Genomic DNA, 22867 nt, shown 5'->3' on the forward strand with positions numbered 1-22867 from the left:
ATAGTCGAGGGGTAGGTTCGTCGACATGTCAGGTGCGGCCCCAGGGCGGATGCTTCCCGAACTCACGGAACACAATCGCGCGTTCTGGACCGGCGGTGCCGACGGACGCCTGCACGTGCCGTACTGCGAGCCGTGTGCTCGCTGGGTGCTTCCCCCCGAAGCCGTTTGCCCTGGTTGCGACGCCGCCCTCGGCACCAGGCCGGTTTCCGGTGCCGGCACCGTATTCACCTACACCGTCAACCACCACCCGTTCAACCCGGCGGTGCCGCCGCCCTACGTCATCGCGATCATCGAGCTGGCGGAGCAGGACGATCTCCGACTCGCGGCGAACATCGTGGACTGCCAACCGGATTCGGTGACCGTCGGGATGCCCGTCAGCGTGCGGTTCGAAGAGCAGCCCGGCGCCGACGGCGCGATGTTCGTACCCGTGTTCGCACCCCGAGGCACCGCGTAGCCCGCACCAGGGGGCCTCGGTCACGCCACCGACCGACGGCAGTCCTCGCGAGTTGCGGTGAAAGTGCTGACTCTTTCCGACTCCAGGCGTACTCTCGCTAAAACGCTAACTTTATAAAGAAAGCTACACAACCGCTCAGCAGACGAGAGACCTGTGCACGTACCCGCCGACCGCCACGCGATCACCGCATCGTGAAGTCCACGACACTCCGGGTGCTCGTCGGCATGGGCACGATCGTCGCGATCGTCGGTATCGCGTTCGTATCCGTCGGGTTGTTCCAGAATCGCTTCGCCGGGACCGCTCCCCTGATCGTCCTGTCGCCCCGCGCCGGGCTGGTGATGAATCCCGACGCGAAGGTCAATCTGCTCGGTGTCCCGGTGGGCCGGGTCGGTCGCATCGAGGAGCTCGCCGACGGCCGAGCCGCCATCCACCTCGAGATGGAACCCGATCGGCTCGCCGAGATCCCAGACAACGTCGTCGTCGACATCGCGTCCCCGACGGTGTTCGGCGCGAAGTCCATCAACCTGGTGCCGCCGGACGATCCGTCACCCCGCACCCTGCAGCCCGGCCAGGTGCTGGACTCCCAACACGTCACGGTCGAGTTCAACACCGTCTTCGAACAACTCACCGCGGTGTTGACCGAGATTCAGCCCGAGAAGCTCAACGAGACACTCGGCGCCATCGCGACCGCCTTCGACGGTCGCGGCCAGCAGTTCGGTGAGGCTTTGAGCCGACTGAACCGCTACCTCGCGAAGATCGAACCGAGCCTGCCGAACCTCAGCCGCGACATCGAGGTCGCGCCGGGGGTCCTCAACGCGTACGCGGACGCCGCGCCGGACCTGCTGCGCATCGTGGACAACGCGTCGACCATCAGCGACACGCTGGTCGACCAGAGCGCGAATCTGGACGCCTTCCTGGTCAGTACGATCGGGCTCGCCGACACCGGAAACGACGTCATCGGCGGCAACCGACAGGGCTTGACGGACCTGGTGCGCGTGCTGGTGCCCACCCTCGAGCTGTCCAACCGCTACCACGAAGCGATCACCTGCACGCTCGGCGGACTGCTGCCGTTGGCCACGGGTCCGCCGCTTGACAAGCCCGGCATCGTCGACTCGATCGGTTTCCAGCTGGCCAGGGAGCGCTACCGTTACCCCGGCAACCTGCCGAAGGTCGCGGGTACCGGTGGGCCGCAATGCCTCTCGCTGCCGAACGTGCCTCCCGAGTCGCGGCCGCCGTTCGTGGTCGCCGACACCGGCGCGAACCCGGCGCAGTACGGCAATCAGGGCATCCTGCTGAACTCCGACGGGCTCAAGCAGTACCTGTTCGGTCCCATCGACGGGCCACCGCGCAACACCGCCCAGGTGGGACAGCCGGGATGAACGCGAGTCGCAAACCGTTCGTGAAGTTCGGCGTCTTCGCCGTGGTGATGACCGTGCTGACCGCGTGCCTGCTGGTGATCTTCGGTCAGTACCGAACCGGTTCGACGATCACGTACTCGGCGGTCTTCGCCGACGTCTCCGGTCTGAGGTCCGGCGACTCGGTGCGGGCGGGCGGCCTCCGGGTCGGCACGGTGAACGAGGTCGCCATGCAATCGGACCACACCATCCTGGTGACGTTCGACGCCGATCGGACCGTGCCGCTGAGCACCGGGACGACGCTGGCCGTCAGATACCTCAACCTCGTCGGCGACCGCTTCCTGGACCTCGTCGACGGCCCCGGCTCCACCCGCCTGCTTCCGGAGGGGTCGCGGATACCCGCCGATCGCACCGCTCCGGCCCTCGACCTGGACCTGCTGCTCGGCGGCCTGAAACCGGTCATCCAGGGCCTGAACCCACAGGACGTCAACACGCTGTCGGGTGCCCTGCTGCAGATCTTCCAGGGGCAGGGCGGGACGCTGGATTCCCTGCTGTCGCAGACCTCGTCGTTCACCACCGGGCTCGCGGACAACGGGCAGGTGATCGAGCAGTTGATCGACAACCTGAACACGGTGGTCGCCACGCTCGCCGACAGCGGCACCGAGTTCTCCGGGACCATCGACCGGCTCGAGCAACTCGTCACGGGACTGTCGAAGGACCGTGACCCCATCGGCGCCGCCATCGACTCGCTCAACCAAGGCACGTCGTCGCTCGCCGACCTTCTGGGGCAGGCGCGCAGCCCGCTGTCGGGCACGATCGCCGAGCTCAACCGGCTCGCTCCCATACTCGATCAGGACAAGGACAGGATCGACGGGGCACTGCAACGCGCGCCCGACAACTACCGCAAGCTGATCCGCCTCGGCGCCTACGGCAGCTGGCTGAACATCTACATCTGCGCACTGAGCTTCCGGGTGAGCGATCTGCAGGGGAACACCGCGGTCTTCCCCTGGTTCGAGCAGACCAACGGGAGGTGCGCCGAGTAATGCTCAAGTACCGCGACAGCGCCTTGATCCGGCCCGGACTCATCGGGGTGATCCTCGTCGTGCTGGTGATCGGCGTCGGCCTGCAGCCCGAACGGATCGCGCAGTGGGCGACCGCCCTTCGGTATCAGGCGCTGTTCACCGAAGCGGGCGGCCTGTCGGTCGGTAACGACGTGCGGCTGTCCGGAATGAGAGTCGGTGCGGTGACGGGCGTTTCGCTGGACAAGGGCAAGGCCAGGGTGACCTTCACGCTGCCTAGCGCGATCACGCTGGGATCCGACACCACCGCCCACATCCGGACCGGCACGCTGCTGGGTGAACGCATCCTCACGCTGGAGTCGGCGGGTACCGCCAGAATGCGACCCTCGGAGGTCATCCCGGTGTCGCGCACGTCGTCGCCGTACTCGCTGACCGAGGCGGTCAGCGATCTCACCACCAACACCGCGGGCACCGACACGGCCGGGATCAACCAGGCCCTGGACACACTGGCGTCCACGATCGACCAGATCGCACCCCAACTCGGTCCCGCGTTCGACGGCGTCTCGCGGCTGTCGCGCTCACTGAACGACCGCAACGAGACACTGCGCGCCCTGCTCGACAGCGCGAGCTCCGTCAGCGGTGTGCTCGCCGAACGCAGTGAGCAGCTGAACACACTGATCCTGTCCGCCAACGACCTGATCGGCATGCTGGACGACCGCAGGCAGGCCATCGTCTCCCTGCTGGCCAGCGTCTCCGCACTCTCCAGGGAACTGTCCGGGCTGGTCGCCGACAACGAACAGACGCTGGCGCCGACGCTGCAGAAGCTGAACTCCGTCACGGCGATGCTGGAGAAGAACCGCGACAACATCGCCAAGGCGCTGCCGGGTCTGGCGAAGTACCAGATCACCCAGGGCGAGGCGGTGGCCAACGGTTACTTCTACGAGGCGTTTGTCTCGAACATCCTGCCGGGCAAGCTCTTCCAGCCGTTCCTCGACTACGCGTTCGGCTTCCGACGCGGTACCGATGCCGGCCGACCGCCCGACAACGCCGGTCCGCGAGCCGAACTCCCGCTGCCCTACAACGGCATTCCTGGCGGTCCGCGATGAGGGGCGAACTGGTGCGCATCGTGACAGCCATGGCGCTGGTCGCGGCACTGCTCGGCGGCACCGCACTGGTGGTGCGCGAGGCCTACTTCTCGCCGACCACGATCACGGCGTACTTCCTCAGCGCGACGGGCATCTACCGCGGTGACGAGGTGCGCGTCGCCGGCGTGAACGTCGGCACGATCGCCGACATCGAACCCGTGGGCGGGCAGGCCAGGATCACGATGCGCGTCGACCGCGGCGTGCCGATTCCGGCGGACGCCAAAGCGGTCATCGTCGCGCAGAGCCTCGTCGCCTCCCGTTACGTCCAGCTGGCGCCCGCGTACGAGACCAGCGGTCCGACGATGCCCGACTACGCGGTCATCCCCCTCGAACGCACCGCGATCCCCGTCGAGTGGGACCAGGTGAAGGAGCAGTTGACCAGGCTGGCAACGGATCTCGGACCACAAGCCGGCGCGCCCGGCACGCCGATCTCACGCTTCATCGACAGCGCTGCCAACGCGATGAACGGCAACGGCGACAAGCTGCGGCGCACCATCGCCGAGCTGTCGGGGCTGGGACGCACGCTCGCCGATGGCAGCGGAAACCTCGTCGACGTCATCAGGAACCTGCAGACCTTCGTCACCGCGCTGCGCGACAGCGGCCAGCAGATCGTCGAGTTCCAGAATCGGTTCGCCACACTCACCAGCGTCGTGAACGACGAGTCCGACCTGGGTACGACGCTGGCCGACCTCAATTCGGCCGTCGCGGACGTGCAGCGCTTCGTCGCGGGCACCCGCGACCAGACCGCCGAGCAGATACAGCGCCTGACCAACGTCACGCAGAATCTCGTCGACCACCGACTGGACCTGGAGAACCTGCTGCACGCGGCCCCCAACGCGGTGGCCAACGGTTACAACATCTACAACCCGGACACCGGCAGCCAGATCGGCAGGTTCGCACTCAACAACTTCGCCAACCCGATGGCCCTGCTGTGCAGCGCGATCGGCGCCGTCGAAAGCGTGACGTCCGCCGAGTCCGCAAAGCTGTGCGCACAGACGCTCGGCCCGGCGCTGAACTCGGTGAGCATCAACCAGATCCCCGTCGGCATCGCCCCCTACCTGATGAAGTCGATCAACCCCGACCGCCTCGTCTACACGGAGCCGGGACTCGCACCCGGCGGGACGGGACCCAAACCGGTTGCGCCCGAGGTGCCGCCGGCGGTGTCGGCCTACACGGGCGAGAACCCGCCGGGTCCGGTCCCACCACCGGCGGTGGCGCCGGGACCGACCGCGCCCGATCACCTGCCGGCTGCGCCGTCCCCCGCGCTGTACCCCGGCGCGCCGATACCCACGTCACCGACGTTCCCCGACCTGATGCTGCCCGCCGAAGCGGGAGCACCGCAGCCGTGACCGCCGTCAAGGGGCTCAAGGGGCTGGCCGCGATCATCGCCACTCTCGCCGTGGGCGGATGCGGATTCCAGGGCATCAACTCGCTGCCGCTGCCGGGCGCCGTCGGCAGCGGCTCCGATGGCAGCGTGTACCACCTCGAGTTCGCGAATGTGGGCACACTGGAGCCGAATTCGCCGGTGCTCATCGACGACGTCGTGGTGGGCAGCGTCGGCGCCATGACGTTCTCCAACTGGCACATCAACGTGGACGTGTCGATCCGTCCCGACATCGCCGTGCCCGCCAACGCGGTGGCGACGATCGGCCAGACGAGCCTGCTCGGCTCCATGCACGTCGCCCTCGACCCACCTCTCGGCGAACAACCGCGCGGGCGGTTGGAGCCCGGCGCGACCGTGCAGCTCGACGCGACGGCCACGTACCCGTCGACCGAGCAGACGCTGTCCTCTCTCGCGGCGGTCGTCACCGGCGGCGGTCTCGGCCAGATCGGCGACATCATCCACAACCTCTCTCTCGCCCTGTCGGGACGCGAGGGCGACGTCCGCGAACTGCTCACCAGACTGGACACCTTCGTCGGGACCCTGGACCGGCAGCGCGACAACATCCTGGCCTCCATCGAGAGCCTGAACAGGCTGGCGGTCAGCCTCGCCGATCAGCGCGACGTCATCACACGGGCCCTCGCGAAGATCCCACCCGCGCTCGACGTGCTGATCGCCGAACGACCGACGCTGACGACGGCCCTGGATCGACTGCGCGTGTTCAGTGACACCGCAACCGGATTGGTCAAGGACACTCAGGCCGACCTGGTGACCGACCTGCGCAACCTCGAACCCACCCTGCGATCGCTCGCGGACGTCGGCAAGGACCTGGACACCGCGCTCGCCTTCATTCCCGTCTTCCCCTTCGGACAGGACCTCATCGACCGCGGTGTCCGGGGTGACTACATCAACTTCTTCGGGGAGCTCGACTTCACCTACCCGCGCTTGAAGAGATCGCTGCTGCTCGGTACCCGCTGGGGCGATGAGGACGCGAAGCTGATCCCCGCGCCCGGTGAGCCGTACACGCAGCGCTACACCAATGACCCCCTCGGTCGGCCGCTGGCACCCCCGCCGACCGGGGGCCCACTCGGCGCGGTGCCGGGATTCCCGCCGACGCCCCAACTGGACGCCGACCCGCCGGGCGCGGTGCTGCCGGTGAGCCCGCCGCCCTCCAACGCGATCTCACAGCCGGCGTCCCCGGTGTTCGCCGGACCGTACGGAGGTGGGTGATGCTCAGCCGTCTCGTCCGAATCCAGTTGGTGCTGTTCACGATCGCGTCCGTGATCGGTGTCGTGACCATGGCCGTGGTCTACGTACAGGTGCCCACGCTGCTCGGTATCGGCAGGATCACCGTGACACTGCAGATGCCGGCAGCCGGCGGTCTGTACCCGTTCAGCAACGTGACCTACCGCGGAGTCAACGTCGGCAAGGTGACCGAGATCCGCACCGTCGGCGGCCGGAGCGTGGAAGCCGAACTCTCCCTTGACACCTCACCACCGATCCCGGTGAACCTGACGGCCAGGGTGCGCAGCGTGTCCGCGGTCGGTGAGCAGTACGTGGACCTGCAGCCGGTCGACGACGCGCCGCCGTACCTGGAGAACGGCTCGGTGATCCCCGCCGACCGCACGGCGCTCCCCGAACCGGTGGGGCCGATGCTCGACAAACTCAACGCGCTGGTGGGCTCCTTCCCGAAGGACAAACTAGGACCCCTGCTCGACGAGGGGTTCAAGGCGTTCAACGGCGCGGGCTACGACTTCGGCTCGCTGCTCGACTCGACGACGACTCTCACGCGCGACCTCGACGGCGTGGCGGACCAGAGCCGGGCCCTCATCGACGACAGCGGCCCGCTGCTGGAGTCCCAAGCCCAGACCACCGACTCGCTCGCGGTGTGGGCGCGGAGCATGGCGGGCATCACGGATCAGCTCGTCGCGCACGACGATCAGTTCCGTGCCCTGCTGCAGAACGGGCCGGGCTTCGCACGCGAGGTCACCACCCTGCTCGAGCAGGTCAAGCCCACGCTGCCCGTCCTGCTCGCCAATCTGACGTCCATCGGTCAGGTCCTCGTCACCTACAACAAGTCCCTCGAACAGCTGCTGGTGCTGTTTCCGCCCTACCTCGCGGGGCTGCAGTCGGTGACACCGGCGAACAACCCGACGGGTAAACCGTTGGGCGACTTCGCCGTATCGATCAACGATCCGCCCTCCTGTACGGTCGGATTCCTGCCACCCTCGCAGTGGCGGTCACCGGCGGACACCACCGAGATGGACACCCCGGACGGCATCTACTGCAAGCTGCCCCAGGACGCGCCGATCGCGGTGCGCGGCGCACGCAACTACCCGTGCGTCGAGCACCCCGGTAAGCGCGCCGCCACGGTGCAGGACTGCAACAGCGACAAGCCCTTCCAGCCGCTGGCCATGCGTCAGCACGTGCTCGGGCCGTATCCGATCGATCCGAACCTGATCTCACAGGGCATTCCGCCGGACGGTCGGGTCGATTCGGGTGAACGCCTCTACGCCCCGGTGGAGGGCACGGGCCCCCCGCCCGGACCGCCCGCCGAGCCAGCCGCTGCGCCGCCACCCCCCGGCGGCCCGCAGCCGGCGGTCGGCTTCGCCCAGTACAACCCGCAGACCGGGGCGTACATGGGGCCCGACGGCAAGTTCTACCACCAGACCGACCTGGCGACACCGACCGCGCCGGAGTCGTGGACCGAGCTGATGCCCGGCCCGAACTGACCCCCCCGCCGGAACGGCATTCCCAGCTGTCACACCCGCGGGCTGGCAGCCAGGAATGCTATTCCGGCGGAGGGGGCTGCCTTGACCTAGATTCCTAAAATAGTAAAGATAGACCTACGGCGGCGACGTCGCCGTTGTCCTTTTGCCGCCCAGGGAGGCTCGCGTGACGCTCGGCACCGATTCGCACGACCAGGGAGTCCCCGATCTCACCGGCGATCCGTACGAGTACTTCGCGAAGATGCGCAAGGCGAACCCGGTGTGGCGGGGGACGCTCATGGAGAGCGACCTGATGCCCGCCGAGCTCAAGACCGACGAGAACTGGACGCTCTTCGACTTCGAGAGCGTTTTCACGGCCTTCCGCGAGGACACCGTGTTCGCCTCCGAGATGTACAACCAGACGATCGGGCTGATGTTCGGGCCGACGATCCTGGGCATGCACGGCAAACAGCACCACGACCATCGGAGCCTGGTGTCGAAGGCGTTCCGGCAGAGCGCACTGAACGCGTGGGAGCCCGAGGTCATCGACCCCATCTGCGACCGCCTGGTCGACGAGATCAAGAACGACGGCCACGCCGACCTCGTCAAGGCGGTGACGTTCGAGTTCCCCACCAGGGTCACCGCCGCACTTCTCGGACTCCCCGAGGAGGACCTCGAGATGTTCCGGCGGCTGTCCTTCGACCTCATCTCGATCATGGACGACATCGAGGCCGGCTTCAGCGCGTCGGTGGAGCTGGGCACCTACTTCCAGGACCAGGTGGACCAGCGCCGCCGCACGATGACCAACGACGTCATCGGCGATCTGGTCGCCGCGGAGATCGACGGCGAGAAACTCACCGACGAGGCCATCATCTCGTTCCTGCGGCTGCTGCTACCCGCCGGACTGGAGACGACGTACCGGTCGTCGGGCAACCTGCTGTACCTCCTGCTCACCCACCCCGAGCAGCTGGCGGCCGTTCAGCAGAACCGTGCCCTGATCCCCGCCGCCATCGAGGAGGGCATCCGCTACGAGACGCCGCTCGTTCTGGTGGCCCGCAACACGACTCGCGACGTCGAGATGCACGGCGTGACGATCCCCAAGGGCGCGGCGATCACCTTGTGCATGGGCGCGGCCAACCGCGACGAGAAGCGGTGGGACGACCCCGAGACGTTCGACATCCACCGGCAGCGGCGCGCGCACATCTCGTTCGCGGGCGGGATTCACAGCTGTCTCGGCATGCACCTGGCCAGGGTGGAGACCAAGGCCATGCTGAACAGCCTCTTCGATCGGGTGACCGATCTCGAACTGGTGCCGGACGACAGCACGAAGATCGTCGGCATGCCGTTCCGCTCCCCCGAGAAGCTGCCCGTGACGTTCCGCCCGCTACAGGATGCGTGACTCCCGGCCCTGCCAGTAGCGGTCCCGAATGCGTCGCTTGTACAGCTTGCCGTTCGGGTCGCGGGGCAGCTCGCGATCGAATTCGATTGTGCGGGGGCACTTGTAGGACGCCAGGTGGGCTCGGCAGTACTCGATCAGTTCGGCCGCCAGCGCCGGACCGTCGGCGACTCCCCGCGCCGGTTGCACCACCGCCTTGACCTCTTCGCCGAACTCGTCGTTGGGCACCCCGAAGACCGCGGCGTCGACCAGCTTCGGATGCATGATCAGCAGGTTCTCCGCCTCCTGCGGATAGATGTTGACGCCACCGGAGACGATCGTGAACGTCGACCGGTCGGTCAGGTACAGGTAGCCGTCGTCGTCGAGATAGCCCACGTCCCCAAGCGACCGCCACCCGCGCTCGTTGGACACCGACGCGGTCTTCACCGGATCCTTGAAGTACTCGAATTCCGGGCCGCCCTCGAAGTACAACTCGCCGGACTCCCCGACCGGCAGTTCGACGCCGTCCTCGGACAGCACGTGCACCGGACTGAACGGCTTGCCGACCGAACCGGGATGAGCCAGCCACTCGTCCGGGCCGATGGTGCAGCCCGCGAAACCCTCGGTCCCGCCGTAGTACTCCTCGATAATCGGCCCGAACCAGTCCAGCATCGCGTACTTGACGTCGACCGGGCACGGCGCGGCGGCGTGGATCACCCGCCGCAGGCTGGACACGTCGTAGGACTTCCGCACCCGCTCAGGCAGTTTCAGCATCCGCACGAACATCGTCGGCACGAACTGGGCGTGCGTCACCCGGTGCTCGTCGATGAGGCGCAGCACGGTCTCCGCGTCGAACTTCGGCATCAGGATCGTCGCCGCACCCACGCGGTGAGCGGCCATCGTGTAGTTCACCCCCGCCGCGTGGTAGAGCGGCGCAGGCGACAGGTACACGCCGTCGGGCGTCATGCCGTAGCGCGTCGCCAGCGCCTGCTCGAGCACCGCCTGCGCCCACGACCCGTTGCCGTCCGTCGGCAGCGGCCTGCGTACCGCCTTCGGCCGCCCGGTGGTGCCCGACGAGTAGAGCATCTCGGAGCCGTCCGAATGCGGCGGTGCCGCACCGGCTTCGGCGATCGCATCCTCGTAGCCACGCCAGCCGGGCAGGTCACCCCCCACCGCGATCCGGACCTCGACGCCGTCGGCCAACGCGGTGCCCAGTCGCGGCATCGAGGAGTCGACGAACACCGCCCGCGCCTCCGAGTCCGCGACGACGTAGGCCACCTCGTCCGGGGTGAAGTGGGTGTTGACCGCCGTGTAGTACAGCCCGGACAGTTGACAACCCCAGGTGATCTCGAGGAACTCCGGACGATTCGGCAGCACCACTGCGACACCGTCGCCACGCCGCAGTCCCGCGTCGTACAGCAGCGCCGCCACCCGTTGGCTGCGGTGGTACAACTCGTCGTAGGACACGACGGCGCCGTCGGCCGTGATCAGTGCCGGCGATCGCCCCCGGTCGGCGAGCATCGCTACTCGTCGGGCGTCGCCGCCGCCGCGGCCTGCCGGTTCGCCATCTCCTGCGGTTTGATCTGCCCTCTCAGGACCTGGCCGATGAGCGCCTGCACGTCACTGCTCATCGACGCGAGGGCGACCAGGTCGTTGGAGGTCTGCCAGTGCAGTCGCATGCCCATCCCCTCCCAGGCTCGCTTGATGTTGGCCTTGGTCATCATCAGCGTGGTCAGCGGTGCCTGTGCGATGTGCCGCGCGATCGACTCGACGCGGTCATCGAGTTCCGCCCGCGGCACCACTTCGTTGACGAGGCCGTACTCGAGTGCCTTCTCGGCCTTCACCACCTCGGCGGTGTAGAGGTAGTACGCGGCGCGTCGCCAGTTCATGAACACCCACGGCTCGATGGAACACTCGCCCGACGGCATGCCGAAGCCCTGCAGCGGCGGGTACGAGAAGTAGGCGTCGTCGGAGGCGATCACGATGTCGGTCGTCAGGCCGTAGTGCGTACCGCCCCCCAGGCAGTAGCCGTGCACCTGGGCGATGGTCGGCTTGGAGAACTCCCACAGGTTCAGCGTGGGCTTGACGAAGAGGTCGGTCTGCGCCTTCCACGGCGTGCCGGTACGTGCCGCACCCTCCGCGAAACTCGGATAGTCTCCTGCGTTGTCGCCGATCGCGTGCCCCGAGCAGAACCCCTTGCCGTTGGCCTTCAGGATCAGCACCTTGACGTCGTAGTCGCGGTCGGCGTCCAGCAGTGCGGCGTCGACCTCCTCGGCGAGTTTCTGGTCCTGCGCGTTGGCCTTCTCGGGCCAGTTCAGCGTGATGCGCGCGATCGGCCCCGCCTTCTCGTAGATGATCCGCTCGCGGGTCTCCGGTCCGAAGTCCATCAGTTGCTCTCCTTGTCGAATCAACCTGTGATGACGCCGATGTCGGCGCCGATGTCGTAGACGGTTCCGACCTCGCCGGTCCACGTGACGATGCCCGTCGCGCCGGCTTCGATCTCCTGGTCGACCTTCTCGGTGGCGATCACGAACAGCGGGTCGCCCTCGTCGACGTGCGCGCCGGATTCGACCAGCAACTCGGTGAGCTCGGCTTCGGAGACGGCCACCGACACCCTGGGGATGCGAACGACGAAGTCAGCCATGGACACTCGCCGCCGACGGCGTGAGCGTGCGCAGCGCGGCCTCGACGAGACGGGCCGGTGACGGCAGCACCGCCGCCTCGAGTGCGGCGGCGGCGGGGGTCGGCACGAACTTCGCGCCGACCCGTTCGACGGGTGCCTCGAGTCGGCCGAACAGTTCCTTCGACAGGATGGCGGCGATCTCGGCGCCGGGACCCGCGAACTCCACGGCGTGGTGGGCGACCACGGCACGGCGGGTGCGGCCCACGGATTCGACGATGGTCTCGACGTCCAACGGCACCAGCGTGCGCAGGTCGACGACCTCGGCGCCGACGTCGTGCTCGGACTGCAGTGTCTCGGCGGCCTTCAGGGCGTCGTGCACGCTGCGCCCGTAGGCGATGAACGTGACGTCGGTGCCCGGCCGCTTGACGTCGGCCCGCCCCAATGGAATCGAGAAGCCGGGATCGGTCGGCACCGCGCCCTTGACCCCCTGCAGCCGGATCGTCTCGATGAACAGGCAGGGGTCCTCGTCGAAGATCGCCGACGTCAGCAGTCCCTTACCGTCGCGGGGGGTGGACGGGATGATCACCTTCATTCCCGGCACGTGCATGAACCACGCCTCCAGCGACTGCGAATGCGTTGCGCCGGTGGCCAGTCCGCCGTACACCTGGGTGCGGACGGTGAGCGGCGCCGTCGTTCTGCCCGCCGTCATGAACCGCATCTTCGCCGCGTTGTTGATCAGCTGGTCGGCGGCGATCCCGATGAAGTCCATGATCATGATCTCGGCAACCGGAAGGAGACCGTCGACGGCGGCGCCGATGGCGGCACCCACGATGGCGGCCTCCGAGATCGGGGTGTCGAGCACGCGATCGTGCCCGTACTTCGTCGACAGCCCCGCGGTCGGGCCCGACGCGCCGGGGTCGGCGATGTCCTCCCCGAGCAGGAACACCCGCTCGTCGGCTGCCAGCGCCTGATCGAGCGCGAGGTTCAGCGCCTCGCGCATGGTCATCTGCTGCTCGGTCATCACCGGACTCCTCAGACGGGGAACGCGATCGGGTGGGCGTACACATCGCGGTCCAGTTCGTCGACAGCGGGGGCCGGCGCGGCCATGACGGTGCGCAGCGCGTCCTCCACGGCGGTGAGCGCCCCCTCGTCGACGCGGGCGAGTTCGTCGTCGGTGCAGACCCCGGCCTCGAGCAACAGGGCGCGGAACCGGGGTACCGGATCGGCCGCCTTCGCCGCCTCCAGTTGCTCGGGCGGGATGTACTTCATCCGATCACCGAAGTAGTGGCCGCGGAACCGGAACGTCACGCATTCGAGCAGGGTCGGACCGGCCCCGGTGCGTGCCCTGCCCACCGCCTCGGCGAGCGCCTCGGTGACCGCCACCGGATCGTTGCCGTCGACGCGCACTCCGGGCATGCCGTAACCGGCCGCTCGGTCTGCGACGTGCGCGATCTTCATCGTGTCGGAGGTGGGGGTCATCTCCGCGTACAGGTTGTTCTGGCAGACGAACACCACCGGCAGATCCCACAGCGCGGCCATGTTCGCGGCCTCGTGGAAGGAGCCGGTGTTGGTCGCGCCGTCCCCGAAGCTCACCACCGTCACGCGGTCGAGGCCCTTGCGCTTGGCCGCCATCGCCAAGCCGACGGCGACCGGCGGTCCCGCACCGACGATGCCGGTCGACAGCATCACCCCCGCTTCGGGTTTGGCGATGTGCATGGTGCCGCCCTTGCCGCGGCTGGCGCCGACGGTGCGCCCCATCATCTCGCCGTAGATCTCCTCGAGCGGTACGCCCTTGCCGATCAGGTCGTGCAGGCCGCGGTACGTCGTGACGAGTTGATCGTCGGTGCGCAGCGTTACGCCCATCGCGGCGGCGATCGCCTCCTGCCCGCGCGACGGCCAGTACACGGCCTGGAACTCGCCGGTGCCGATGCCCTTGCTCAACCGGTCGTCGGCCGCCTTCATCAGGGCCATCAGCGCGTAGAGGCGCGTGCGAGTAGCGTTGTCGGGAATCACTTCTCGTACGATCCGATCTCGCGGTACACCTTCGGAATCGGCGCCGGGTCGTCCATGCTGAGGTACTGCAGTGACGACATCCTGCCGCTCGCGCCCAGCTCTTGCAGGCGGCCCACCACCGCGTCGAGATCGTCGGTGTCCAGTTCGTAGATCGCGACGAAGGGTCCCTCGCCGTCGATGGGAGCGAAGCGCCGCGCACCGACGATGCCCTCCACGGAGCAGATCTCCTCGAGATGCACGTCGTTGTACCAGTTCTGGTACTCCGCCTCGACGTCCGGCGACCGCGGCATGGTCTCGAGGAAGATGATGCCCTTCACAGTCCCCTCCAGGTCCTGGCCTTCACGCCGCATCCGCCGTCGACGGCGATCTGTTGGCCCGTCACGTACCGCGCGGCATCCGAAGCCAGGAACAGCACCAGCTCGCTGATGTCCTCGGGTTCGACGTAGGGGATCGGCATGGCCTGCAGCACGGGGAACACCAGTTCGGCGTCCTCGCGGGTGGGCTCCTGGAGGTCCGGACGGAACGCGCGGTACATCGGCGGGCTGTGCAGCATGTCGGTGTTGACGTTGGTGGGATGCACGCCGTTGACCCGGATGCTCTTCGGCGCCATCTGCAGCGCCAGGTCGTTGACGTAGTGCGCAACAACCTGTTTGGCGAATCCGTAGCCCGCGCCGCCGCTACCCGCGTCGATGCCGCCGGTGTTGTTGGCGGCCAGCGCCGCCGCCATCGACCCGGTGATGACGATCGACGCTCCGGACCGCAGGTGCTTCACGCTGGCGTGGACGAGGTTGAGGACGCCGATCAGATCGACGTCGACCGCGTCCACGAACGCCTCGATCCCCTGCCCCGCCGTCAACGGCGCGATGCCGGCGTTGGCCACCACGATGTCGAGCTTTCCGAACTCGGCGACACCCCGGTCGATGGCCGCCGACAACGCGGCGCGGTCGCGGACGTCGGCGATCTCGGTGTACGCCCGCCGGCCCTCCTTCTCTACCAACCGTGCCGTCTCGTCGAGGTCCTCGGGCCGCGACAGCGGGTACTCGTTGCTGGCGATGTCCGCGCAGATGTCGACGGCGATGACGTCCGCGCCCTCGGCCGCGAGGAGCTGCGCGTGCGACCGACCCTGTCCTCGCGCCGCACCGCTGATCAGCGCCACCTTGCCGTCCACCCGGCCCATCACGTCACCTCCGTTGTCGCAAAGTTCTAGGCCTACCCTAGCTATACTTGCTAAAACTATAAAGAAACAATCCGAGCCGAATGTAGGACATCGTGGACTTCTCGTATCCGGCGCCAGTGCAGTCCTTCCGCAGAGAACTGCGCGCCTGGCTTTCGGAGCACCTGACCGACGACGTCGTCGCCGCGGGCCGCCTGCGCGGCGAGGATGCCGAGGCGCTCGCACTGCGCCGCGCCTGGGACGCGACCGTGGCCGATGCGGGCTGGGGCGCGGTGTCGTGGCCGCGCGAGTACGGTGGCCGCGGCGCGTCGGTGCTGGAGCAACTCGCCTACGCCGAGGAGATCGCGCGAATCCGAGCGCCGTTGCCGCTCAACGTGATCGGACTCAACAACATCGGTCCGGCGATCATGCACTTCGGCACCGAGGAGCAGAAGCAACGACTGCTCCCCCGGATGGTGCGCGCGGACGACATCTGGTGTCAGGGCATGTCCGAACCGGAGGCGGGGTCGGACCTCGCGGCGCTGCGGACTCGCGCCGTGCGAGATGGTGACCACTTCGTCGTCAACGGCCAGAAGATCTGGACCTCACTCGGCCACCACGCCGACTGGTGTCAGCTCTACGTCCGGACGGATCCCGACGCCCGCAAGCACGCGGGCATCTCGTGCCTCATCGTCGACATGACGCTGCCCGGCATCGAGGCGCGACCCCTGGTGACGCTCAACGGCGCAACGGACTTCGCCGAGGTGTTCTTCCACGACGTCCGCGTGCCCGCCGACGCTCTGCTGGGTCCGCTGCACGGCGGCTGGGGAGTCGCCACCACGACGCTGAGCCACGAACGGGCGGGCGCGGCGCGGCTGTACGCGGCGCTGCAACTGCAGCTGACCGACCTCGTCGCCGACCTGGCCGCCCATTCGGTGGACGGCAGGCCCGTACTCGAGGACAGCGCGACGCTGCGTCGGCTCGGCGAGATCGCCGTCGACGTCGACTACCTCGAACTGCTCTGCAAGCGCGCGATCTCGGCGGCTCTGCACGGGGGTGACGCGGACGGGACCGGGGCGAGCGAAGCGACGGGGGGAGGCGCAGCGAGCCTCGCCAAGAGCGTGTGGGCCGAAACCGGGCAGCGGATGGCCGAATTCGCCTATGACGTGCTCGGCGAGCGCCAGGCCACCGACCGGTGGAGCGAGCAGCGGCTCTCGTCGCGGTCTCTGACGATCGCGGGTGGCACCACGCAGATCACCAAGGGGATAACCGCGGTGCGAGTGCTCGGACTACCGCGGGGTTGAGTGAAGGAGCGATGTGAACCTCGAACTCACCGACGAGCAGCTCGCGCTGCGCGACACCGTGCGCCGCTTCCTCGCCGAGCACGCGGGCATCGGCGCCCACGTCCGCCCCCTGCTGGACGACCCGACGGGCAGCACCGACGAGGTGTGGCGGGGCCTGGCCGACCTCGGCGCCACCGGGGTGCTGGTGCCCGAGGAACACGGCGGCGCCGGCTTGACCGTGGTCGACGCCGGCGTCGTCGCCGAGGCACTCGGTGCAGCGCTGTATCCGGGGCCGTGGCTCTCAACCGCCGTCGCGGCGGCGCGTGCCCTGACCCTGGTCGACGACCCGTCGCTGCTCGGCGGCATCGCCGACGGGACGACGGTCGCCACCGTCGCGCTCGGTGGGCTAGAACGGCTCGAGTCCACCGGGTCGACACTGTCCGGCGAGCTGACCTCCGTGCCCGACGCCGCAGCCGCCACCGCGCTGCTGGTGTTCGCCGACGGTGCGCTCTGGGCCGTCGACCCGACGAGCCCCGGCATCACCGTCACACCGCGGCGCCACGTGGACCCGACCCGCAAGCTGTTCGACGCACGCCTGACCGGCGTGCCCGCCCGTCGGCTCGGAGACACCCCCGCCGCCGTGGTCGACGCCGTCACCGACGACGTGCTGATCGCCTCCGCAGCCGACGCGCTGGGAGCCGCGGACGCCGTGATGCACCTGGCCATCGAGTACGCGAAGGTGCGCACCCAGTTCGGCGCGCCCATCGGCAGCTTCCAGGCCGTCCAGCACCTGTGCGTCGACATGTACGAGACCGTCGAGCTCGCGAGGGGCGGTGTGCTGCACGCACTGTGGGCCGCCGACGGCGCCGATGCCGACGAGCGGCACCTCGCGGCCCTGCGCGCCAAGGCGTTCGCGGCCCGGCTGGCGAGCGTCGGCGATCTCGCGATCCAGGTGTTCGGCGGCATCGGCTACACGTGGGAGCACGACGCCCACCTCTACCTGAAACGGCTGCTCGGCTGGAGTGCCGCACACGGCGGGTCGGACCGCTACCTCGAGGCGATCGGAAGTCGACTCGCCACCGCAGAAGGGAACTGAGATGTCCGAAGTGCTGCGCGGAGTGCGCGTCGTCGAACTCGCCTCGTGGACGTACGTACCGTCCGCCGGTGCGGCTCTTGCGGATTGGGGTGCCGACGTCATCAAGGTCGAGGACACCAAGGGTGGTGATCCGGGCCGTGCCCTCGTCATCGGCGGCTTCACGAAGGAGAACGCCCGCGCGAAGATCGACTTCATCCTCGAGATCGGCAACCGCGGGAAGCGCAGCATCGCCGTCGACGTGAAGTCCGAGACAGGCCGTGAACTGTTCGGCAAGCTGCTCGCGACGGCCGACGTGTTCCTCACCAACTGGCTGCCCGCCCCACTGGAACGCGCGCGGTTGACCGTCGACGACATCCGGTCGTTCAACCCGAACATCATCATCGCCCGCGGCACCGGCACCGGAGTGCGCGGGCCGGACCGCGACAAGGGCGGTTTCGACGCCGCCACCTATCTCTCCCGCGGCGGCGTCTCGTACACCATGACACCGTTCGGCACGGAGACGCCCGCGGTGCAGGGGCCGGGCTTCGGCGACCTGCAGGGTGGTATAACGCTGGCGGGCGGGGTGTGTGCCGCGCTGTTCCACCGCGAGAAGACGGGTGAGCCGTCGATCGTCGACTCCTCGCTTCTGGCACAGGCGATGTGGACGATCGCCCCGTCGATCTCGGTCGCCGACCTGTTCGACATCGACGGCATCCCCGGCGCCCCGCCGGGGCTCGCGATCAACCCGCTGGTCAACCGCTACAAGACGAAGGACGGCCGGTTCCTGCAGTTGGTGTTCCTCCAGCCGGACCGGTACTGGGCCGGCTTCTGCGAGCGGATCGGCCTGCCCGAACTGGCGACCGACGAGCGCTTCGTCCCGTCGAGCAACCTGATCGCCAACACGCCGGAGGCGTGCGCACTCATCGGGGACCGGATCGCCAGCGAGGACCTCGCCTACTGGCACGACGTTTTGGAGGACGAACCCGGCGTGTGGGCCGCGCTCGCCACCCCCAAGGAGACGCTCAACGATCGGCAGGTCGAGCCGAACGGACACGTCGTTCACAACGTCGACGACTACGGCAACGACTACCGGATCGTCGCCGCCCCCGTGCAATTCGACGAAACCCCGCCGGCCGCCGCGCGTGCGCCCGAACACGGGCAGCACACCGAGGAGATCCTTCTGGAGCTCGACCTCGACTGGGACGACATCTCGGCCGCGAAGGACAGCGGCGCAATCCTGTAGGAGGTTCACCATGGAGCGACGCACGCTGGAAGCGGTGATCTACGAACGCGAGCCACCGATCGCGCGGATCATCCTGAACCGGCCGGAGAGGGCGAACACCAAGGACGCCGTGATGGTCGAGGAGGTCGACGCCTGCCTTCACGAGGCCGACCGCGATCGCGAGATCAAGGTGGTGATCCTCAAGGCCAACGGCAAGGGCTTCTGCGGCGGCCACGTGGCGCGCTGGGGTCCCGACGAGAACCCCTACCCGACGTTCGGTGAAACGTTCGAGGATCAGTACAAGGGCACCGCCGACCTGTTCCTGTGGCCCACGCTGTACCTGTGGGAGTTCCCGAAACCCACCATCTCCCAGATCCACGGCTACTGCATGGGCGGCGGAATCTACCTGGGCCTGCTCACCGACTTCTGCGTGGCGTCGGAGGACGCCACGTTCCAGATGCCGCTGGCACAGAGTCTCGGAGAACCCGGCGGGCACACCATGATCGAGCCGTGGCTGCTGATGAACTGGCATCGCACGATGGACTGGCTGCTGCTCGCGCCGACGCTGTCCGCGGACGAGGCGCTGGAGTGGGGTCTGCTCAACAAGGTCGTTTCCCGCGACGACCTGGAGGCCACCGTCGAGGAGATGGCGCAGCGGATCGCCCGGATCCCGCTCACCACGACCATGGCGGTGAAGAACAACGTCAAGCGCGCCTACGAGTTGATGGGCATGAGAGTGCACCTGCAGGTCAGCCACATCCTGACGAACATGGTCGGCGCCGCGTCGGACGTGCAGGCCCGCCGGGCCGAGCTGAAGCAATCCGGGCTGAAGCCAAGGGATTTCGTGGAGCGTGGCGAGACTTAGCCTGCGCTCGCCGCGTGCTTGGCCGCGACGTATCCGAACACCATGGTGTTGGCGATGCTGCCGCCGGCACCCAGGTAGTTGCGGCCCATCACCGTCGCGGTGATGTTGCCCGTGGCGTACAACCCCTCGATGACGCGCTCGTCCTCGTCGAGCACCCGCGCGTGCTCGTCGGTGATCACTCCCCCGCAGGTGCCGACGTCGCCTGGAAACACCCTGGTGGCGTAGAAGGGGGCGCGATCCAGCGGCCCGAGCGCGGGATTCGGTGAGTAGCCGGGGTCGCCGAGGCAGGCGTTGTACGCCGACTGGCCGCGGCCGAAGTCGGGATCGAGCCCGCGAGAGGCGAATTCGTTGAACCGCGCGACGGTCTTCTCCAGGGCGTCGGCGGGCACCTTGATCTGAGCCGCGAGGTCGGCGAGCGTATCGGCGCGTTTGACGACGCCCTTGGTGACCAGGTCCTCGTTGAGCGTGCGCTTCTTCACCGGGTTGGCACCCGACACATAGCGACGGATGTAGCCGTGGTCGAAGACCTGCCAGCACGGCACGGCGCGAGCGGCGTACATCGCCTTGCCGACCTCGACGTAGGAGTTCGACTCGTTGCAGAACCGATTGCCTGTGCCGTCGACGTAGATCGCACCCGGCCGCTGCCGTCCCGAACCGATCGAGGCGGCGCCGGGGTCGGCGATGAACACCATCGGCAGCCACCAGGCCTCGTCGAGCAGGTCGGTCTTGGCGCCCAGGCGCATCGCCGTCTGCAGCACCTCGCCGGTGTCCCCCGCGTTCGCAATCGACCACTTGGCCTCGTTGGGTTGGTCGGCGCTGTATTCGCGTCGCATGTCGGCGTTGTGCCCGAACCCGCCCGCGGCCAGCAGGACTCCGCGACGGGCTCGCACGTTGACCCCCGTCCCGGCGCGGGTGACACGGGCCCCGACGACGCGGCCGTCCTCGACGATCAGGTCGTCCATCGCCGCGGCCGTCCAGATGGGCGGGTCACCGGCGGCGTCGATCAGGCTCTTGAGGATCTGGCCGATCAGCGAGGCGCCGTTGGTCAGCACCTCGCGGCGACGCAGCTTCGCGAGGTTGGTGCGTGCGAACACCCGCATCGCCACCGCGAACGCCTTCGGTGACCTGTTGAAGTACTGCACCGAGCGCAGTTCGTTGGTGGTGAGCACGAAGCCGTAGTTCTTCGCCATCGACGGTTGCACCCGATGACTCCAGGTGCCGAGCGCGGCCGCGTCGAACGGGATGCCCTCGACCGCGCGGCCGGCTTCGTTGCCGCCCTTGTGATTCGGGTAGTAGTCGGTCCAGCCGGGGCAGCGGATCAGCCGAACTCCCCTGCGCTGCAGAAACGTCAGCATCTCCGAGCCCGCGGTCAGGAACGTCTCCCGCCGCGCGGGCGACGAGGCCAACCCGATGTCGCCGACGACGTCGTCGAAGTAGGCCAGCCCCTCCTCGTGTGAGTCGGCGACGCCTGCGGCGCGCATCAAGGGGTTGTTCGGCATCCAGGCCATCCCGCCGGACATGCCGGTGGAGCCACCGACCAGGTCCTGCTTCTCGACGATCAGCGGCTCGATGCCGGCGTCGAGCGCCGCCAGCGCGGCGACCATGCCGCCACCGCCGCTGCCCGCGATGAGCAGGTCGACGGTCCGGTCCCACGTCACCACGACGGGACCGGCTCGGACAGGCCGAGATCGGCGACCGGCACGTCGATCGTGCTGTTCGTCCGCTGAATCGCGGGCACCAGCCTCTCGTAGGGCAGGCCGGCCAGGAATCCGTCGACGACCCGCTCGAAGTTCGAGATGAGCCCTTCGATCTGCGTCGAGAGTCGCATGAACTCGAAACCCTTGGCGTGCAGCCCCTTCTGCTGCTTCGGCAGGTTCGAGAAGTCCTGCGCCGGAATGGTCGGCCAGCTGGGATCATCGGGAGCGAGCGGCTCCGGCGCCACCGGCCTGCCCTGCGACGCGTCGTCCGGGAATCGGGTCAGCGACCAGATCTCGAACAGCGTCTCCTCGGGGCCCAGCGGCCGGATCCGGTAGGACGATCCGCTACTGAACTGCGGGAGCAGAAAGTAGTGCGGAAAGGCGAAGCCGATCGCGTCGATCACGCGCCGGCGGTTCAGGTCGTTGAGGTCGGGGAAGTCGCAGCCGCGTGCGCGATGCCAGGTGGTCACCGCCTCGTTGACCGCGGCCCGCCACGTCGCCATAGCCTCCCGCGGGTCGTCGGGCAGCGACATGTGCTGCAGCCCCTCGGCGATGCGGATGTCGTTCTCGTGGGTCATCCCGCCCATGCCCGACCCGAGCATCCGCATGAGGTGCAGATCGGTTTCGATGATCGGGTGCACCTGCCTATTCCCCGTCGCTGTGCTCGCCCCGGCCCCACGGTCCGCCGTGTGCGACGACGGCAACAGCTGCGGGTGGGTCTGCGGGACGTGGTAGCCCTCCATGAACGCCGCCGCCGCGAGCTTCCAGTTCACCGGCAGCACGCACGATCTCCACCACTCGGTGCGCAGCGCACCGACCTTCCACTCGTCGTGCTTCGACGCGAACGGCTCGATGCAGTCGATCAGCGGCGGGGCCGCGTCGTCGAGGTTGATCCACGCGCACCCGCCCCACGTCTCGCACCGCACCGACACCAGCGCGAGATCGTCGGCGTCGAGGTTGTCGGCGTCGAACGCCTTGGGGCGCAGGACGAAGGTGTTCGCACCGTCCAACCCCCAGCACCACCCGTGGAACGGGCAGACGAAGCTGCGCCGCGACCCGCTGCCCTCGACCAGTTTCATGCCGCGGTGTCGACAGGAGTTGTAGTAGGCGCGTACGTGGTCCGCATCGACGCGCACGACGATGATCGACTGGTCGAGGATCTCGTACTCGACGAAGTCACCGGGCTTGGGGATCTCCTCCAGCCGGCATGCCATCTGCCACACCCGCGGCCAGAGCAATTCGTTCTCGAGTGCGTAGAACTCGGAGTCGTAGTAGCGCTGTTTGGGGATCCGGTCGACCGCCTGCACCGCCCACGGCACCGGTAGCGGAGTCCAATCCACGGCGTGCGGCAATCCACCCACCCCTTCTCCAGAGTCGCGGGATATTGCGGTCGGTGATCGACGGTGAGTATCTTAGCAATAATAGCCATATCAGAGTAGCCGCCTGTGCGGCGACGACGCACAGGCTGACAGCGGGAGAGGTTGGCGGCACATGGCCCG

The 22867-nt window shown here is 68.1% G+C and carries 21 protein-coding genes; 12 read left to right on the forward strand and 9 right to left on the reverse strand.

Annotated features, from left to right (window positions below; genetic code table 11):
- Positions 1-49: 49 nt before the first annotated feature.
- The 8 genes from NM203_RS12470 (at position 50) to NM203_RS12505 (ending at position 9461) form a co-directional block, all read left to right on the forward strand.
- Complete coding sequence (locus tag NM203_RS12470) at positions 50-454, forward strand: Zn-ribbon domain-containing OB-fold protein (protein WP_255060422.1); 405 nt, start codon at positions 50-52, stop codon at positions 452-454.
- Positions 455-645: 191 nt separating this feature from the next.
- Positions 646-1833: an MCE family protein gene (locus NM203_RS12475; RefSeq protein ID WP_408633334.1), complete on the forward strand. Its 1188-nt coding sequence runs from the start codon at positions 646-648 to the stop codon at positions 1831-1833.
- Positions 1830-2852, forward strand: a complete 1023-nt coding sequence (locus tag NM203_RS12480) for an MCE family protein (RefSeq protein WP_255060238.1) — start codon at positions 1830-1832, stop codon at positions 2850-2852. The genes NM203_RS12475 and NM203_RS12480 overlap by 4 nt, the downstream gene beginning before the upstream one ends.
- Positions 2852-3934 (forward strand): MCE family protein, encoded by a 1083-nt coding sequence (locus NM203_RS12485; protein ID WP_255060239.1) that lies wholly within the window; start codon positions 2852-2854, stop codon positions 3932-3934. The genes NM203_RS12480 and NM203_RS12485 overlap by 1 nt, the downstream gene beginning before the upstream one ends.
- Positions 3931-5322 (forward strand): MCE family protein, encoded by a 1392-nt coding sequence (locus NM203_RS12490; RefSeq protein WP_255060240.1) that lies wholly within the window; start codon positions 3931-3933, stop codon positions 5320-5322. Before NM203_RS12485 ends, NM203_RS12490 begins: the two co-directional genes overlap by 4 nt.
- On the forward strand, positions 5319-6584 hold the full coding sequence (locus NM203_RS12495; protein ID WP_255060241.1) for an MCE family protein: 1266 nt from the start codon (positions 5319-5321) through the stop codon (positions 6582-6584). Before NM203_RS12490 ends, NM203_RS12495 begins: the two co-directional genes overlap by 4 nt.
- A complete protein-coding gene (locus NM203_RS12500; protein ID WP_255060242.1) occupies positions 6584-8086 on the forward strand; it encodes an MCE family protein in 1503 nt (500 codons plus the stop codon). Before NM203_RS12495 ends, NM203_RS12500 begins: the two co-directional genes overlap by 1 nt.
- A 163-nt stretch (positions 8087-8249) precedes the next feature.
- Positions 8250-9461, forward strand: coding sequence for a cytochrome P450 (locus NM203_RS12505; protein ID WP_255060243.1), 1212 nt, complete (start codon positions 8250-8252; stop codon positions 9459-9461).
- On the opposite strand, the gene NM203_RS12510 is transcribed toward NM203_RS12505, so the two are convergent.
- From NM203_RS12510 to NM203_RS12540, 7 genes are read right to left on the reverse strand one after another with little or no spacing between them, the layout of a single operon-like run.
- Positions 9447-10958: an acyl-CoA synthetase gene (locus NM203_RS12510; protein ID WP_255060244.1), complete on the reverse strand. Its 1512-nt coding sequence runs from the start codon at positions 10956-10958 to the stop codon at positions 9447-9449. The genes NM203_RS12505 and NM203_RS12510 overlap by 15 nt on opposite strands.
- Before the next feature lie 2 nt (positions 10959-10960).
- The gene (locus tag NM203_RS12515) at positions 10961-11824 is read right to left on the reverse strand and encodes an enoyl-CoA hydratase-related protein (protein ID WP_255060245.1); all 864 of its coding nucleotides are present in this window, start codon (positions 11822-11824) and stop codon (positions 10961-10963) included.
- Positions 11825-11844: 20 nt separating this feature from the next.
- Positions 11845-12081: a lipoyl domain-containing protein gene (locus tag NM203_RS12520; RefSeq protein ID WP_255060246.1), complete on the reverse strand. Its 237-nt coding sequence runs from the start codon at positions 12079-12081 to the stop codon at positions 11845-11847.
- Positions 12074-13081: an alpha-ketoacid dehydrogenase subunit beta gene (locus tag NM203_RS12525; protein WP_255060247.1), complete on the reverse strand. Its 1008-nt coding sequence runs from the start codon at positions 13079-13081 to the stop codon at positions 12074-12076. The genes NM203_RS12520 and NM203_RS12525 overlap by 8 nt, the downstream gene beginning before the upstream one ends.
- 11 nt (positions 13082-13092) lie before the next feature.
- On the reverse strand, positions 13093-14031 hold the full coding sequence (locus NM203_RS12530; RefSeq protein ID WP_255060425.1) for a thiamine pyrophosphate-dependent dehydrogenase E1 component subunit alpha: 939 nt from the start codon (positions 14029-14031) through the stop codon (positions 13093-13095).
- Positions 14032-14069: 38 nt separating this feature from the next.
- Positions 14070-14390 carry a hypothetical protein gene (locus NM203_RS12535; RefSeq protein ID WP_255060248.1) on the reverse strand — a complete coding sequence of 107 codons (321 nt, stop codon included), beginning with the start codon at positions 14388-14390 and terminating at the stop codon, positions 14070-14072.
- On the reverse strand, positions 14387-15250 hold the full coding sequence (locus NM203_RS12540) for a mycofactocin-coupled SDR family oxidoreductase (RefSeq protein ID WP_255060249.1): 864 nt from the start codon (positions 15248-15250) through the stop codon (positions 14387-14389). The genes NM203_RS12535 and NM203_RS12540 overlap by 4 nt, the downstream gene beginning before the upstream one ends.
- Positions 15251-15342: 92 nt before the next feature.
- Between NM203_RS12540 and NM203_RS12545 the strand changes: the two genes are divergently transcribed.
- From NM203_RS12545 to NM203_RS12560, 4 genes are read left to right on the forward strand one after another with little or no spacing between them, the layout of a single operon-like run.
- Positions 15343-16530 carry an acyl-CoA dehydrogenase family protein gene (locus NM203_RS12545; RefSeq protein WP_255060250.1) on the forward strand — a complete coding sequence of 396 codons (1188 nt, stop codon included), beginning with the start codon at positions 15343-15345 and terminating at the stop codon, positions 16528-16530.
- A 13-nt stretch (positions 16531-16543) separates the two neighbouring features.
- Positions 16544-17605 carry an acyl-CoA dehydrogenase family protein gene (locus NM203_RS12550; RefSeq protein ID WP_255060251.1) on the forward strand — a complete coding sequence of 354 codons (1062 nt, stop codon included), beginning with the start codon at positions 16544-16546 and terminating at the stop codon, positions 17603-17605.
- A gap of 1 nt (position 17606) precedes the next feature.
- On the forward strand, positions 17607-18827 hold the full coding sequence (locus NM203_RS12555) for a CaiB/BaiF CoA transferase family protein (RefSeq protein ID WP_255060252.1): 1221 nt from the start codon (positions 17607-17609) through the stop codon (positions 18825-18827).
- A 10-nt stretch (positions 18828-18837) separates the two neighbouring features.
- On the forward strand, positions 18838-19671 hold the full coding sequence (locus NM203_RS12560) for an enoyl-CoA hydratase-related protein (protein WP_255060253.1): 834 nt from the start codon (positions 18838-18840) through the stop codon (positions 19669-19671).
- On the opposite strand, the gene NM203_RS12565 is transcribed toward NM203_RS12560, so the two are convergent.
- Positions 19668-21332 carry an FAD-binding protein gene (locus tag NM203_RS12565; RefSeq protein ID WP_255060254.1) on the reverse strand — a complete coding sequence of 555 codons (1665 nt, stop codon included), beginning with the start codon at positions 21330-21332 and terminating at the stop codon, positions 19668-19670. The genes NM203_RS12560 and NM203_RS12565 overlap by 4 nt on opposite strands.
- A complete protein-coding gene (locus NM203_RS12570; protein ID WP_255060426.1) occupies positions 21326-22708 on the reverse strand; it encodes an aromatic ring-hydroxylating oxygenase subunit alpha in 1383 nt (460 codons plus the stop codon). The genes NM203_RS12565 and NM203_RS12570 overlap by 7 nt, the downstream gene beginning before the upstream one ends.
- Positions 22709-22867 lie beyond the last annotated feature (159 nt).

The sequence above is a fragment of the Mycolicibacterium arenosum genome (genome assembly GCF_024320865.1).
Taxonomy (GTDB): Bacteria; Actinomycetota; Actinomycetes; order Mycobacteriales; family Mycobacteriaceae; genus Mycobacterium; species Mycobacterium arenosum.

Excerpts from the sequence above, each read along its gene's own strand:
- NM203_RS12470 (WP_255060422.1), top strand. The coding sequence starts at position 50 with ATGCTTCCCGAACTCACGGAACACAATCGCGCGTTCTGGACCGGCGGT.
- NM203_RS12480 (WP_255060238.1), top strand. The coding sequence starts at position 1,830 with ATGAACGCGAGTCGCAAACCGTTCGTGAAGTTCGGCGTCTTCGCCGTG.
- NM203_RS12485 (WP_255060239.1), top strand. The coding sequence starts at position 2,852 with ATGCTCAAGTACCGCGACAGCGCCTTGATCCGGCCCGGACTCATCGGG.
- NM203_RS12490 (WP_255060240.1), top strand. The coding sequence starts at position 3,931 with ATGAGGGGCGAACTGGTGCGCATCGTGACAGCCATGGCGCTGGTCGCG.
- NM203_RS12500 (WP_255060242.1), top strand. The coding sequence starts at position 6,584 with ATGCTCAGCCGTCTCGTCCGAATCCAGTTGGTGCTGTTCACGATCGCG.
- NM203_RS12510 (WP_255060244.1), bottom strand. The coding sequence starts at position 10,958 with ATGCTCGCCGACCGGGGGCGATCGCCGGCACTGATCACGGCCGACGGC.
- NM203_RS12515 (WP_255060245.1), bottom strand. The coding sequence starts at position 11,824 with ATGGACTTCGGACCGGAGACCCGCGAGCGGATCATCTACGAGAAGGCG.
- NM203_RS12520 (WP_255060246.1), bottom strand. The coding sequence starts at position 12,081 with ATGGCTGACTTCGTCGTTCGCATCCCCAGGGTGTCGGTGGCCGTCTCC.
- NM203_RS12525 (WP_255060247.1), bottom strand. The coding sequence starts at position 13,081 with ATGACCGAGCAGCAGATGACCATGCGCGAGGCGCTGAACCTCGCGCTC.
- NM203_RS12530 (WP_255060425.1), bottom strand. The coding sequence starts at position 14,031 with ATGGCCCTGATGAAGGCGGCCGACGACCGGTTGAGCAAGGGCATCGGC.
- NM203_RS12540 (WP_255060249.1), bottom strand. The coding sequence starts at position 15,250 with ATGGGCCGGGTGGACGGCAAGGTGGCGCTGATCAGCGGTGCGGCGCGA.
- NM203_RS12555 (WP_255060252.1), top strand. The coding sequence starts at position 17,607 with ATGTCCGAAGTGCTGCGCGGAGTGCGCGTCGTCGAACTCGCCTCGTGG.
- NM203_RS12560 (WP_255060253.1), top strand. The coding sequence starts at position 18,838 with ATGGAGCGACGCACGCTGGAAGCGGTGATCTACGAACGCGAGCCACCG.